This is a genomic window from Reyranella aquatilis (genome assembly GCF_020880995.1).
GTDB classification, from domain to species: domain Bacteria; phylum Pseudomonadota; class Alphaproteobacteria; order Reyranellales; family Reyranellaceae; genus Reyranella; species Reyranella aquatilis.
In genome coordinates this window covers 323,312-337,497 of sequence record NZ_JAJISD010000002.1, presented here as the reverse complement: position 1 = coordinate 337,497, position 14,186 = coordinate 323,312, and the positions used below count along the sequence as shown (strand labels likewise).

Below are 14,186 nucleotides of genomic sequence, written 5' to 3'. Positions count from 1 at the left end.
CTCGTAGCGCCTTGCCGGGCACCGCCTCAAGGCGGTAAATCGCCCCTTCGACTGAAATCCGAACGATTTTCGAGGGGAACGACTATGGCGGCTTTGGACCTTCCGGCGGGCGTGACGATCGACGGGGCCATCAAGCCCGGTTTCGAAAAGGTGCTCACCAAAGAGGCAGTCGCCTTCGTCGCCGACCTCCAGCGCAAGTTCAACGCCCGCCGCGAGGAGCTCCTGGCCGCCCGCGTCGAGCGCCAGAAGCGGCTCGACGCCGGCGAGAAGCCGGACTTCCTGCCCGAGACCGCCAAGATCCGTGAGAGCGACTGGACGGTGGCGCCGCTGCCCAAGGACATCCTCGACCGCCGCGTCGAGATCACCGGTCCGGTCGACCGCAAGATGATAATCAACGCGCTGAACTGCGGCGCCAACGTCTTCATGGCCGACTTCGAGGACGCCTCGACCCCGACCTGGTCCAACATGATCGAGGGCCAGTTCAACCTGGCCGACGCGGTGCGCCGCCAGATCGACTATGTCGATCCCAACAGCGGCAAGGCCTACAAGCTGAACGAAAAGACGGCGGTGCTGTTCGTCCGCCCGCGCGGCTGGCATCTGCTCGAGAAGCACATGATGGTCGACGGCAAGCCGATGTCCGGCTCGCTGTTCGATTTCGGCCTCTACTTCTTCCACAACGCCAAGGAAGCGCTGTCGCGCGGCACCGGCCCGTATTTCTACCTGCCCAAGATGGAGAGCCATCTCGAGGCGCGGCTGTGGAACGACGTGTTCGTCGCCGCCCAGGACGCGCTCGGCGTGCCGCAGAAGTCGATCAAGGCCACCGTGCTGATCGAGACCATCCTCGCCACCTTCGAGATGGACGAGATCCTGTGGGAGCTGAAGGATCATTCGGCCGGCCTCAACTGCGGCCGCTGGGACTACATCTTCTCCTTCATCAAGAAGTTCCGCGAGCAGGAGTGGGCGGTGCTGCCCGATCGCGGCACGGTCGGCATGACCTCGCACTTCCTGCGCTCCTACAGCCAGCTCGTGATCAAGACCTGCCACCGCCGCGAAGTGCACGCGATGGGTGGCATGGCGGCGCAGATCCCGATCAAGAACGATCCCAAGGCCAACGACGAGGCGATGGGCCGCGTCCATGCCGACAAGAAGCGCGAGGCCGGCGACGGCCATGACGGCACGTGGGTCGCCCATCCTGGTCTCGTGCCGATCGCCAAGGCCGAGTTCGACGCGGTGATGAAGGAAGCCAACCAGATCGCGCGCAAGCGCCAGGACGTCCACGTCACGGCCGCCGACCTGATCCAGATCCCGACGGGTCCGAAGACCGAGGCGGGGCTCCGCCAGAACGTGGCCGTCGGCATCGGCTATGTCGAGGCGTGGCTGCGCGGCATCGGCTGCGTGCCGCTGTTCAACCTGATGGAAGACGCCGCCACTGCCGAGATCAGCCGCGCGCAGGTCTGGCAGTGGGTGCGCCACAACCAGAAGCTCGACGACGGCCGCGCCATCACCAAGGAGTTCGTGCGCCAGATCGTGCGCGAGGAGAACGACAAGGTGAAGGCGCAGATCGGCGAGGAGGCCTATGCCAAGGGCCGCTACGAGGATGCCGCCCAGCTGATGATCGACCTGGTCGAGCAGCCGCAGTTCTACGAGTTCCTGACGCTGCCCGCCTACGACCGCATCATCGCCGACGAGAAGGCGGCGGCCTGAGGGACATCAGATGATCAAGACCGTTTACGACGTCACCTCGGCGGGCAAGCCCGACGCGCCGGCCATCGGCGCGCCGGGCCGGCCGTGGCTCACCTATGCCGGCCTGAAGAAGCTGACCGACGACACACTGGCGGCACTGAACGGCGTCGGCATCGGCCGCGGCGACCGCGTCGCCATGGTGGCGCCGAACGGTCCGGAGATGGCCTCGTCGTTCATCGCCGTCGCCTCGGGCACCAGTTCCGCACCGCTCAACCCGGCCTACCGCGCCGACGAGTTCGAGTTCTATCTCGACGACCTGAAGCCCAAGGCCGTGATCGTGCAGCAGGGCATGGACAGCCCGGTGCGCGGCATGGCCGAGAAGGTCGGCGTGCCGATCATCGAACTGATCCCGGCGGCGGGCGGTCCGGCCGGCAGCTTCACGCTCGACGTCTCGGCCCTGAAGCCTGCGAAGGCGGCCAGTCCCGGGACTTCGGTCGACGGAGAAATCGCGCTGGTGCTGCACACGTCGGGCACCACCGCGCGGCCAAAGATCGTGCCGCTCTCCACGGCGAACCTCGCGGCCTCCGCCCGCCACATTGCGGAGTCGCTGGCGCTCGCGCCAGCCGACCGCTGCATGAACATCATGCCGCTGTTCCACATCCACGGGCTGATCGCCGCGACGCTGTCGTCGCTGGGCGCCGGGGCATCGGTCTCGTGCACGCCGGGCTTCAACGCGCTGCGCTTCTTCGCCCAGCTCGAGGAGGTGAAGCCCACCTGGTACACGGCGGTGCCGACCATGCACCAGGCGATCCTGACGCGCCTGCGCAGCCATGCCGACGCAGCGAAGGCGGCTAAACTGCGCTTCATCCGCTCCTCGTCGGCCTCGCTGCCGCCGCAGGTCATGCTCGAACTGGAAGCCGCGTTCGACTGCCCGGTGATCGAGGCCTACGGCATGACCGAGGCCAGCCATCAGATGGCGTCCAATGCGCTCCCCCCGGGCAAGCGCAAGCCCGGCGCCGTCGGCCTGCCGGCGGGTCCGAAGATCGCGATCATGGACGAGGCCGGCCACTTCCTGCCGCAGGGCACGATCGGCGAGGTCGTGATCCAGGGTCCGAACGTGACGGCGGGTTACGACAACAACCCGGACGCCAACCTGAAGGCCTTCGCCGACGGTTGGTTCCGCACCGGCGACCAGGGCCGCTTCGACGAGGACGGCTATCTCTTCCTGACGGGTCGTCTCAAGGAGATCATAAACCGCGGCGGCGAGAAGATCAGCCCGATCGAGGTCGACACGATCCTGATGGACCATCCGGCGGTCGAGCAGTGCGTGACCTTCGCCATTCCCCACCCGATGCTGGGCGAGGATATCGGCGCGGTCGTCGTGCTGCGGGCGGGCCTGGAAGCGACGGAGCGCGAACTGCGGGACTTCGTGGCCAAGCACGCCGCCGACTTCAAGGTGCCGCGCAAGGTCGTGTTCGTGACCGAGATTCCCAAGGGCGCCACCGGCAAGCTGCAGCGCATCGGCCTGGCCGCCAAGCTCGGCCTCGGCGAAGCCAAGGCCTGAGGACAATTCCGTGACTTCGATCTGCGTATTCGGTGCCGGTGCGATCGGCGGCCTGCTGGCCGCCAAGCTCGAAATGGCCGGCACGGCCGTCACCGTGGTGGCGCGCGGCCCGCACGGCGAGGCGCTGCGCTCCAGGGGCCTCGTACTGCTGAGCGACGGCAAGGAGACGGTGACGGAGCCCCGCGTCGCTTCCGATCCGAAGGAGATCGGCCCGCAGGACTATCTGGTGCTGACCCTGAAGGCGCATTCGCTGTTGCCGGCGATGGCGCAGCTGAAGCCCCTGATCGGGCCGAACACGACCATCGTCGCGGCGATCAACGGCGTGCCGTGGTGGTACACGTACAAGCTCGGCGGGGACTTCGACGGCCGGATCATCCAGTCGGTCGACCCCGAGGGCGAGCTGACTGCGGGGCTGCCGCCGTCGCAGGTGCTGGGCAGCATCGTCTATCCGGCGGCCGACGTCGCCGAACCGGGTGTCATTCATCACACCTACGGCGATCGCTTCACGCTGGGCGAGCCGGACGGCAGCCGCAGCGAACGCGCGTCGAAGTTCTCGGAGCTGCTGATCAAGGCCGGTCTCAAGGCGCCAGTGCGGCCGCGCATCCGCGATGAGCTGTGGGTCAAGCTCTGGGGCAACATGGCCTTCAACCCGATCAGCGCGCTGACCGGCGCGACTCTCGACAAGGTGATCGGCGATCCGGGGACGCACGCCGTCTGCCGTGCCCTCATGGTCGAGGGCCAGGCCGTCGCCGAGAAGCTCGGTGTGAAGTTCGCCATCAACGTCGACAAGCGTATCGCGGGCGGCGCCGAAGTGGGCGCCCACAAGACCTCAATGCTGCAGGACCTCGAGCGCGGACGTCCGCTGGAGATCGAGGCGCTGCTGGGCGGCGTCGTCGAGATGTCGGAGTGGGTCGGCGTCGACATGCCGATCGGCCGCAGCGTTCTGGCCCTGGTGCGCCAGCGCGCGGCGATGCGCTGAGGTGATTGGGCGCTGACATGGAAAAGGTCGAACTCGTCTTCGAGCCGGACAATGCGCGGGCGGCCGACTATGTCCGGGACCGGCTCTCGATGTTCAATTCAAGCCGCACGGGCCGGTCCGACTACTATCCCTGCTACATCTTCCTGAAAGGGGAGAAGGGCGAAACGCTGGGTGGCCTGCTGGGGTATATCTGGTCTGACTGGCTGTTCGTCTCGATCCTCTGGGTCGACGAGGCGCTGCGCGGCCAGGGCCACGCCACGCGCCTGATGGACGCGGCCGAGGATTATGCCCGCCAGCGCGGCTGCCATTCGGCGCATCTCGACACGCACACCTGGCAGGCGCGTCCGTTCTACGAGAAACGCGGCTACGAGGTCTTCGCCACGCTCGACGACTACCCGCCAGGCCATCATAAGTTCTTCCTGCGGAAGAAGCTGTAGAGAAGCGAAGGTAGGTTTAGGCAAGCGGGCCATCAATTGACCCGTCGTCTCGACCGGAGCGCCGCAGGCGCGCAGTGGAGAGACCTTCTCTCCGCGAACAGCCGTATCTTTGTTTAGTTTCCGCGGCTGGACGATCCCGCGCCGCTTCCGCGAACGCCGAGTTCCCTCAGCCGCTTGTCGAGGGCCAGAAGATCCTGCCAGCTCTGACGCTTGCTTGCGGGGGTGCGCAGCAGGTAGGCGGGGTGGAAAGTCGGCAGGGCCGGGACTTCGCTGTCGTCGTCGAGCATGAGCGTCGTCCACTTGCCGCGCAGGCGGGTGATGCCCTCGGTTGTGTTCAGCACGGCCTTCACGGCGGTGCCGCCGGCGAGCACGACGATCTTCGGCTTCGCGAGTTCGATGTGGCGGCGGGTGAAGGCGAGGCAGATCGCCTGCTCGGAAAGCGTCGGCGTGCGGTTGCCGGGCGGACGCCAGAAGAGAATGTTGGTGATGTAGAGGTCGCGCTCGCGGCTCATGCCGATGGCTGAGAACATGCGGTCCATGAGCTGGCCGCTCACGCCCACGAACGGCTTGCCGAGCCGGTCCTCGTCGGCGCCGGGCGCCTCGCCCACGATCATCACCGGCGCCCCGGCGACGCCGTCGGCGAACACCGTGTTCTTGGCCGTGCGCTTGAGCGCGCAGCCTTCGAAGGCGCGCACGGCCTCTTCCAGTTCGGCGATCGTGGTGGCCTGCCGCGCGACCTCGCGGGCATCGAGCGCGAGTTGCGGCGATTCGAGGGGGACGGGCGCGCGCACAGCCGGCGCCGCGACGGGCGGCCGCATCGGCGTCGGCGCAGCGGAGGGCGAGGCCGTCGGCGGAGCAGGCGTGGCGACGACGCCTGCCGGCGGCGGCAGCGCGAAGCGGTCGATCGCATCCTCGCCGATCGTCTCGTCGAGGCCGTGATCGACGTACCACCGCAGCAGCGCGGCGGCGTCCTGCGGGCTGAGAGCCGCTTCCATCAGGTCAGTTGCTTGAGGAAGGCGGAGAGGATCGGCGCCCACATCGCGGCATCGGCGTGGCTCGCCATGTGTCCCTTCTCGGACGGCATCTCGACATAGGTGAGATCGACGCCGGCTTTGCGCATGTCCAGCGCGTGGGCGGCGCAGTCGGTGAGGTCGAACAGTTTGTCGGTCTTGGAGATGACGTAGAGGACCTTGGTCTGCTTCAGCCGATCGTACTGCCCGGTGATGTCGAAGCCGTCGATCGCGCGGCGCAGCGTGACCAGCGAATGGCCGTCGTAGATCTTCGCCCAGCTCTTGGCGGCGACCTTGGCCTCGGCTTCGCCCTGCCCATAGTTCAGCAGCGTCTCGTAACGGATCTGTTCGAGCGTCCCGGGGATGCCGCCATTCTCGTAGTACCAGCCGCCGTTCCAGTTCGGGTCGGCGGCGAGGCGCTTCTGCAGCGCCTCGAGGCCGCCCAGCCGCCCCGGCGCACGCGGCGCGGTCACGGAGGCGGCGATGCCCTTCATGAAGCCGGGATAGGAGGCCGCCCACTGGAAGGACTGGAAGCCGCCCATCGAGGGGCCGACCACGGCAACGAGGCTCTTCAGGCCGAGCGAATCGATCAGCAGCTTCTGGCTGGCCACCATGTCGCGCAGGGTGATCTCCGGGAAGGTCGGGCCGTAGGGCTTGCCGGTGGCCGGATCGGTGCTGTTGGGCCCCGAACTGCCATGCGCCGAGCCCAGCGCGTTCACCGACACGACGAAATGGCGGTCGGTGTCGATGGCCTTGCCCGGGCCGATCAGCCCGTCGAACCAGCCGGCCGCCCCCTCCAGGACGCCGCGGCCTTGCTTGCCGGGAGCATTCTTGCCTGCAGCGTGATGGGACGAGGTGTAGCCGTGCACGACCAGGATCGCGTTGTCCCGGGCCGGCGACAGGGTGCCGTAGGTTTCGTAGGCCAGTTCGAGGACCGGCAGCGTCTTGCCACTTTCCAGCCTGAAATCCCGTGCAGAGAAGGTCTTGCTCTCGATTTCGTTCAACTCAGGCACCGGAAATCCCCTTTTCAGCGGGTGGCGATCCAGCCCCCGACACGCTATCTAAATCAAAGGATTGCCGTCGGACAGGCGCGCGTCCATCGGGAAATTGGAATTGCAGGGCAGCACAGCATGACGCGCGAGGCGATGGAATACGACGTGGTGATCGTGGGCGGCGGTCCGGCCGGACTGTCGGCGGCGATCCGCCTGAAGCAGCTCGCCGCCGAGCGCAACCACGAAGTCTCCGTCTGCGTGCTCGAAAAGGGCTCGGAACTCGGCGCCCACATTCTGTCGGGCGCCGTAGTCGATCCGATCGGCCTCAACGAGCTCATTCCGGACTGGAAGGAAAAGGGCGCGCCGCTCGAAACCCAGGTCACCGACGATCAGTTCCTCTTCCTGACCAAGGGCGGCTCCTACCGATTCCCCAACTTCCTGCTGCCGCGCCTGATGAACAACCACGGCAACTACATCGTCAGCCTGGGCGAGGTCTGCCGCTGGCTCGGCCAGCAGGCCGAGGCGCTGGGTGTCGAGATCTATCCGGGCTTCGCCGCCGCGGAGGTCCTCTACAATGAGGATGGCTCGGTGAAGGGCGTCGCCACCGGCGATATGGGCATCGCCAAGGATGGCACCCACAAGGACAGCTACACGCCGGGCATGGAGCTGCACGCCAAGTACACGCTGATCGGCGAGGGCGTGCGCGGCTCGCTCGCCAAGCAGCTGATGGCCAAGTTCGACCTGCGCGACGGCGTCGATCCGCAGAAGTTCGGCATCGGCATCAAGGAACTGTGGCAGGTCGATCCGGCCAACTTCCGCAAGGGCCTGGTCGTGCATTCGCAGGGCTGGCCGCTGTCGGAGACGAACAGCTCGGGCGGTTCGTTCATGTACCATTTCGGCGACAACCTGGTCGCCATCGGCCTCGTGGTGCATCTCAGTTACGAGAACCCCTATCTCTCGCCATTCGACGAGTTCCAGCGCTTCAAGACCCATCCCGACGTCGCCAAGTATCTCAAGGGCGGCAAGCGGCTGGTCTATGGCTCGCGCGCCATCAACGAGGGCGGCATCCAGTCGATCCCGAAGCTCACCTTCCCCGGCGGCGCCCTGATCGGCTGCTCGGCCGGCTTCGTCAACGTGCCGCGCATCAAGGGCAGCCATAACGCCGTGAAGAGCGGCATGCTTGCCGCCGAGGCCGCCTTCGAGGCGCTGGCCGGCGGCAAGACCGGCGGCGACGAGCTGATCGCCTATCCCGTCAAGCTCAAGGCCTCCTGGGTCTGGAAGGATCTGGACAAGGTGCGCAACGTGAAGCCGGCGTTGAAGTGGGGCACCACCCTCGGCACGCTCTACGGCGGCATGGACATGTGGCTGCACGATCTCGGCGTCCGCGTGCCGTGGACGCTGCGTCATCACAAGGCCGATCACGAGATGCTGCGGCCGGCCAGCGAGTTTCAGCCGATCCAGTATCCCAAGCCCGACGGCGTGATCTCGTTCGACAAGCTGTCGTCGGTGTTCCTGTCCAACACCAACCACGAGGAAGACCAGCCGGTCCACCTCAAGCTGCGTGACCCGTCGATTCCGATCGCCGTGAACCTGCCGCTCTATGCAGAGCCCGCGCAGCGTTATTGCCCGGCCGGGGTGTATGAAGTCGTCACGGCCGACAACGGCCAGCCGCGCTTCCAGATCAACGCGCAGAACTGCGTGCACTGCAAGACATGCGACATCAAGGATCCCGCGCAGAACATCGACTGGTCCGTGCCCGAAGGCGGTGGCGGCCCCAACTACCCCAATATGTGAGACGCATGAACCGCACTCCCCTCGCGCTGCTGTCGGCGGCGCTGCTGTTCGCTCTTCCTCTGGCCGGCCAGGCCCAGCAGGGCCCGGCACAACAAGGCGGCACCAAGCCGCCGGCCCGGCCTCCCGTCGCCCAACCGGGCCAGCGTCTTGCGCCGATCTCGCTTCAGGGCCGCTATCTCGCCGCGCGCGTCGGCGAGCAGGACCATGATTACGATGCCGCCGCCGACCAGATGGACCAGGCGCTGGCGCTCACGCCGCTCGATCCTGAACTGATCTACGCCGTTTTCCGTCTGCGCATGTATGCCGGACGCATCGATTCCGCGGCAGAACTGGCGCCGGCGGTTCTGTCGACCCGCCCGGGCGACGGCTTCGCCAACCTCGTGATGGCGATCGAGGCCATCAAGAAGGGGAACTACAAGGCGGCCGAACAGCAGCTCACGCGCATCGGTTCGGAAAACCAGCTTGGCGCGCTGCGCGAATACGTGATGGCCTGGCTGAAGGCCGGCGACAAGGACTACGCGGCCGCGCGGTCGTACCTGGCGCGGCTGAAGCCGGCGAGCGGCGAGCGGGCGGAAGCGCCGGCCCTGGTGATCGCCGCGCAGATAGACGAGATGGCCGGCGACAAGGACGCCGCCGAGGCCAAGTACCGGCGGGCCATTTCGATCGACCGCAACGGCCTGCGCACCACGATTTCGGTCGCCGAGGGGCTGCGTCGCCTCGGCAAGGACGCCGAGGCGCGCGAGATCCTGAAGACCTACGGCACGCGCTACAGCGATTCCGTCGTGATGGACGGCCTCATGGGCCCCAACGCGCCGATGCCCAAGCCGCCGACGCCGGCCTCCGGCATCGCCGAGATCCTGTTCGACATCGGCGGTATCCTGGCTTCCGATCCGCGCAACCAGCGCCAGGACCTCGCACTCATCTTCTACCAGCTCGCGACTGCGCTGAAGCCCGAACAGGACTTCGCCTGGCTGATGATCGCTGGCCTCTACGAACAGTTCCACCAGATCCCCAAGGCGGTTGCGGCGCTGGGCAGGATCGGCCCGACTTCGCCGCTCTACTGGCAGGCTCGCCTCCGGACGGCGGCGCTCGACGCGCAGGAAGACAAGTTCGACCAGGCCGTCGCGCGCCTCAGGACTCTGGTGGCCGAGAAGCCCGACCGGATCGATGCCGCGCTCACGCTGGCCGACCTGCTGCGCAGCAAGGACCGCTTCGCCGACGCCGTCGCCGCCTACGACACGGCGATCTCGCGGCTGGGCAAGCCCGATGAGCGTCACTGGCAGATCTACTTTGGCCGTGGCATCGCGCTCGAGCGGACCAAGAACTGGCCGAAGGCCGAGGCCGACATGAAGAAGGCGCTCGAACTCTCTCCCGAGCAGCCCTACGTACTGAACTATCTCGGCTACAGCTGGATCGACCAGGGCATCCACCTCCAGGAAGGCATGAAGATGCTGGAGCGTGCGACCGAGCTCAGGCCGGACGACGGCGCCATCACCGACAGCGTCGGCTGGGCCTACTACCGGCTCGGCCAGTACGAGAAGGCAGTCGAGTGGCTGGAGCGGGCCACCGAGCAGAAGGGCGACGACTCGACCATCACCGACCATCTCGGGGACGCCTACTGGCATGTCGGTCGCCGTCGCGAGGCACGCTTTCAGTGGGAACGCGCGCTTCACCAGAATCCGGACAAGGACCGGTTGCCGATCATCCAGGACAAGATCGCCAACGGTCTCAACCCGTCGAACGACAAGCCGACGGTTTACGAGAAGGCCGCCGATACCAAGCAGGGCGGCTGAACGGGAGCAGGGCGTGCGGCCTGCTCGCGCCAAGGTCAACCTCTGGTTGAACGTTGTCGGCCGCCGCGCCGACGGCTACCACCTGCTCGATTCGCTGATAGCCTTCACGGATCTCGCCGACGAGATCGAGGTCGCGCCGGCCGGGGATCTGTCGCTCGAAATCGTCGGCCCGGGAGCGGCTGCGCTCGACGGCGACGATGCCGCCGACAATCTCGTTCTGAAGGCCGCCCGGCTGCTGGCCGGTCGTGCCGGTGTGGCTCCGCGCGCGGCGCTTCGCCTGACCAAGCGCATTCCCGTGGCGGCGGGCCTCGGCGGCGGCTCGGCCGATGCCGCCGCGACGTTGCGGGCGCTGGTGGACCTGTGGCGCATCGCCATGCCCGAGGAGGAGTTGTTCGATCTGGCGGCATCGCTCGGCGCCGACGTGCCGATGTGTCTTGCCGGCCAGCCGGCGGTGGCGACGGGGATCGGCGAGCGTCTCGCACCGGCTCCCCGCCTGCCGGACTGCGCGATCCTGCTGGTCAATCCCGGCGTTGCGTTGCCGACGCCCGCCGTCTTCCGCGCGCGCTCCGGCGATTTATCCGCGGGCCTGCCGATTGGACCGGGCTGGTCCGACCTCGCCGCCCTTGCAGCCGACCTGGCGCGTCGCGGTAACGACCTGACGGCGGCGGCAATCTCGCTCCAGCCGGTCGTGGCCGACGTGCTCGATCGTCTACGAAGCAGCGACGGAATAGCCCACGTCGCGATGAGCGGCAGCGGTGCGACCTGCTTTGGCCTCTATGCGTCGATCGAGGCCGCGCAGCGTGCCGCGTCGCATCTCCCTACGGCATGGTGGCGACACGCGGGGCGGCTAGTTTGAGCCGGCCTTGGACTTCGGCCTGGTCAGTTCCTGCATCTCCTTCAGCGAGTCGAACAGCGCCTTGTCCGGCTGACCCGTGACCGGCAGGCCCGCGATGCCCTGATACTCGCGAATGGCCGCGCGCGTTGCCTGGCCCAGGCGTCCGTCCGGCGGGTCCTTGTAGAAGCGGAACTCGCGCAGGAGCGCCTGCACGCTTCTTGTTTGCTCGACCGCTGTCGCCGGCCACGCGTCAGGATCTTTGGGCATCGACTTGATGATGTCGGCTGACGTCGGTGGGGACGGCGGCGGTGGCGCGGCCGCGAGCTGGATCGGCTTCGGCGGCGGCAGTGCCGCGGGCGTGGCCTTGGCGATGTCGGCCGAAGTCGGAGGCGGCGGGGGAGCGGGCGTTGCCGCGAGCTGGATCGGCTTCGGCGGCGGCAGTGCCGCGGGCGTGGCCTTGGCGATGTCGGCCGAAGTCGGAGGCGGCGGGGGAGCGGGCGTTGCCGCGAGCTGGATCGGCTTCGGCGGCGGCGGTGCCGCGGGCATGGCCTTGGCGATATCGGCCGAAGTCGGAGGCGGCGGAGGCGCGGGCGTTGCCGCGAGCTGGATCGGCTTGGGCGGTGGCGGTGCCGCCGGCGTGGCCTTGGCAATATCGGCCGAAGTCGGAGGCGGCGGGGGCGCGGGCGTTGCCGCGAGCTGGATCGGTTTCGGCGGCGGCGGTGCCGCAGGCGCGGCCTTGGCGATGTCGGCCGAAGTCGGAGGCGGCGGGGGCGCGGGCGTCGCTGCGAGCTGGATCGGCTTCGGCGGCGGCGGTGCCGCGGGCGCGGCTTTGGCGATGTCGGCGGAGGTGGGTGGCGGCGGGGGCGCGGGTGTTGCCGCGAGCTGGATCGGTTTCGGCGGCGGCGGTGCCGCCGGCGCGGCCTTGGCGATGTCGGCCGATGTCGGCGGCGATGGTGGCGGTTCGGCGGCGGCCAGTTCGATCGGCTTTGGCATGAGCGCCGCGATGTCTGCCGAAGTGAGCGGCGGCGGTGGCTCGGTGGCTACCAGCTTGATGGGCTTCGGCGGCTCGGGCATGAGCGCCGCGATGTCGTCCGAGCTGGGTGGCGGCGGCGGCGGTTCGGTGGCGGCCAGTTCGATGGGCTTCGGCGGCAGGGGCATGAGCGCCGCGATGTCGTCCGAGCTGGGTGGCGGCGGCGGCGGTTCGGTGGCGGCCAGTTCGATGGGCTTCGGCGGCTCGGGAATGAGCGCCGCGATCTCGTGCGAGCTGGGTGGCGGCGGCGGTGGCTCGGTGGCGGCCAGTTCGATGGGCTTGGGCGGCAGGGGCATGAGCGCCGCGATGTCGTCCGAACTGGGTGGCGGCGGCGGTGGTTCGGTGGCGGCCAGTTCGATGGGCTTCGGCGGCTCGAGCGCGAGCGCAGCGAAGTCTGCCGAATTGGGCGGCGGTGGCGCTTCGGCGGCAGCCAGTTCGATCGCCCTCGGTGGCGTGGGCGTCAGTGCCGCGATGTCGCTCGTCGTCAGGGGCGGCGGCAAGTCTGCCGCTGCGATGGCGATCGGCTTGGGCAGTGCGGCCGGAGCCGGCTTCAGTCTCGCGATGTCTGCCGTACTGAGCGCAGGCGGCGGGTCAGCCAGCGCAACCTCGACCGGTTTCGTGAGTTCGCTCTTCGGCGAGGGGGCCTGCGGCGGGCTTGCGGCTGCGACGGCCACTTCGGGTGCGGCCTCCGGCCTGGAGGGGGGCGGCACCTCGCGCCGTGCCAAGGCCTCTTTCAGCGCGCCGTAGAGTTCGGGTGTCGGCTCGCCGGTTTCGCTGCGGGCTGAAATGCGCTGGAAGGTCCGGATCGCGGCGCGCGTCATCGGACCGATCGCACCATCGGGTTTGTCACGGAGCAGCTTCAGGTCGAACAGCGCCTGCTGGATGACGCGAACCTGATCCTTCGGTGCCTTCGGCCAGTCGGCCGGAACGAGGTCGATCGGCGGCTGTGGGGGAGGGGCGGCAACACGCGGCGCCGGCGGCTCCGGACGGGCGGAGGGTCTCGGCACCGGTGCGGGAGCCGGAGCCGTTCGCAGAGGTGTCGCTGCGGCGGTTTGCGTCGGCGCCGGCCGGGCGGGTGGACGCTCCTGCTTCATCGTTTCGACGATCCGCCTGAACTCGGTCTGGCCCACCAGTTCCGCCTTCTGCAGATCCTCGGGCGTCAATCCGCGCTGCAGCGCCTGCGCCCGCGTCGCCGACGTCTTGCCGAGCGCGGTCTCGGTTCCCTTGTTGGTCTGCCGCTCGAATTCGGCGGCGATCGCGAACCAGGCCATTGCCATTGCCGCGTCCTTTTCGGCCGCATCGCCGCGTTCGTAGATGTCGCCCAGCGTGAACATCGACGCGGCCATGCCCTGGCGTGCCGCGGCGTGGAGGAGGTCGAGCGCCGCCTTGCCGTCGCGTGCCGCGCCCTTGCCGTCCCGCAGCATCAGCGCGAGGTTGTGCTTTGCGATTGCGAGGTTTGCTGCGGCGGCCTTGCGATACCACTCGACGGCCTTGGCCGAGTCCCGCTCCATGACGAAGCCGCGTTCGAACATCACCGCGACGTTGAACGCCGACTGGGCCGAGCCGGCTTCGGCCGCGCGCATCAGCCAGCCGGCACCGGCCTGCTGGTCCTTGGCGACGCCGATGCCCTGAACCAGACGCCGGGCGATCTCCTCCATGGCGGGAATGCTGTTGCCTTCCGCCTGGGTGCGCAGTTCGGCGATTGGCAGCGAAGCCCAATCGACGGACCGGTCGTTCGTGGCGTCCGGCACCGGCGGCCGAGCGGCTTCGGTCGGAGGCGGTGGCGGATCGGGCGAGGGAGGCGCGGCAGGTGCGGTCGCGACCTCCGGCGTGGCGGGAGACGACTGGGCCGCGGCGGGTGAGGGTGGATTGGGTGGACTCGCCTCCGTTGCGGGAGGCCGGGGCTGCGCGACGGGCTGCGGGTTTGGCGGCAGCGCGGGCACGGCCGGTGGCGCCAGGGCTTGCGAGGGGCGCTGCGGGGCTTCTTCCGGCGGGCGCATGATCCAGGTTCCGGCCCCCGCGGCAGCCGCCAACATGATGGCGAACGACGTCATCACGACGGGTCGCTT

Annotated in this window: 10 protein-coding genes; 7 read left to right on the top strand and 3 right to left on the bottom strand. The window is 68.3% G+C overall.

Annotated features, from left to right (window positions below; all coding sequences use genetic code 11):
* Positions 1–84: 84 nt before the first annotated feature.
* From aceB to LJ725_RS07380, 4 genes are read left to right on the top strand one after another with little or no spacing between them, the layout of a single operon-like run.
* On the top strand, positions 85–1,704 hold the full coding sequence (gene aceB / locus LJ725_RS07395) for a malate synthase A (protein WP_230549991.1): 1,620 nt from the start codon (positions 85–87) through the stop codon (positions 1,702–1,704).
* Between the two features lie 10 nt (positions 1,705–1,714).
* Positions 1,715–3,247, top strand: coding sequence for an acyl--CoA ligase (locus tag LJ725_RS07390; protein WP_230549990.1), 1,533 nt, complete (start codon positions 1,715–1,717; stop codon positions 3,245–3,247).
* A gap of 10 nt (positions 3,248–3,257) precedes the next feature.
* Positions 3,258–4,226 carry a 2-dehydropantoate 2-reductase gene (locus LJ725_RS07385; protein ID WP_230549989.1) on the top strand — a complete coding sequence of 323 codons (969 nt, stop codon included), beginning with the start codon at positions 3,258–3,260 and terminating at the stop codon, positions 4,224–4,226.
* Between the two features lie 17 nt (positions 4,227–4,243).
* Positions 4,244–4,663 carry a GNAT family N-acetyltransferase gene (locus LJ725_RS07380; RefSeq protein WP_230549988.1) on the top strand — a complete coding sequence of 140 codons (420 nt, stop codon included), beginning with the start codon at positions 4,244–4,246 and terminating at the stop codon, positions 4,661–4,663.
* Positions 4,664–4,776: 113 nt separating this feature from the next.
* On the opposite strand, the gene LJ725_RS07375 is transcribed toward LJ725_RS07380, so the two are convergent.
* Together LJ725_RS07375 and LJ725_RS07370 are read right to left on the bottom strand one after the other, a co-directional pair.
* Positions 4,777–5,658 (bottom strand): uracil-DNA glycosylase, encoded by an 882-nt coding sequence (locus tag LJ725_RS07375; RefSeq protein WP_230549987.1) that lies wholly within the window; start codon positions 5,656–5,658, stop codon positions 4,777–4,779.
* Entirely contained in the window at positions 5,658–6,686 is a 1,029-nt protein-coding gene (locus LJ725_RS07370; RefSeq protein WP_230549986.1) for a homoserine O-acetyltransferase family protein, read from the bottom strand. The genes LJ725_RS07375 and LJ725_RS07370 overlap by 1 nt, the downstream gene beginning before the upstream one ends.
* Positions 6,687–6,803: 117 nt before the next feature.
* On the opposite strand from LJ725_RS07370, the gene LJ725_RS07365 reads away from it, so the two are divergent.
* Genes LJ725_RS07365 through LJ725_RS07355 form a run of 3 tightly spaced genes read left to right on the top strand, consistent with a single transcriptional unit; the run spans position 6,804 to position 11,108 of the window.
* Entirely contained in the window at positions 6,804–8,459 is a 1,656-nt protein-coding gene (locus LJ725_RS07365; protein WP_230549985.1) for an electron transfer flavoprotein-ubiquinone oxidoreductase, read from the top strand.
* Between the two features lie 5 nt (positions 8,460–8,464).
* Positions 8,465–10,252 carry a tetratricopeptide repeat protein gene (locus tag LJ725_RS07360; RefSeq protein WP_230549984.1) on the top strand — a complete coding sequence of 596 codons (1,788 nt, stop codon included), beginning with the start codon at positions 8,465–8,467 and terminating at the stop codon, positions 10,250–10,252.
* Between the two features lie 13 nt (positions 10,253–10,265).
* Positions 10,266–11,108, top strand: coding sequence for a 4-(cytidine 5'-diphospho)-2-C-methyl-D-erythritol kinase (locus tag LJ725_RS07355; protein ID WP_230549983.1), 843 nt, complete (start codon positions 10,266–10,268; stop codon positions 11,106–11,108).
* Here LJ725_RS07355 and LJ725_RS07350 read toward each other — a convergent pair.
* Complete coding sequence (locus LJ725_RS07350; protein WP_230549982.1) at positions 11,100–14,171, bottom strand: peptidoglycan-binding protein; 3,072 nt, start codon at positions 14,169–14,171, stop codon at positions 11,100–11,102. The two genes, LJ725_RS07355 and LJ725_RS07350, sit on opposite strands and share 9 nt — an antisense overlap.
* Between the last annotated feature and the right edge of the window lie 15 nt (positions 14,172–14,186).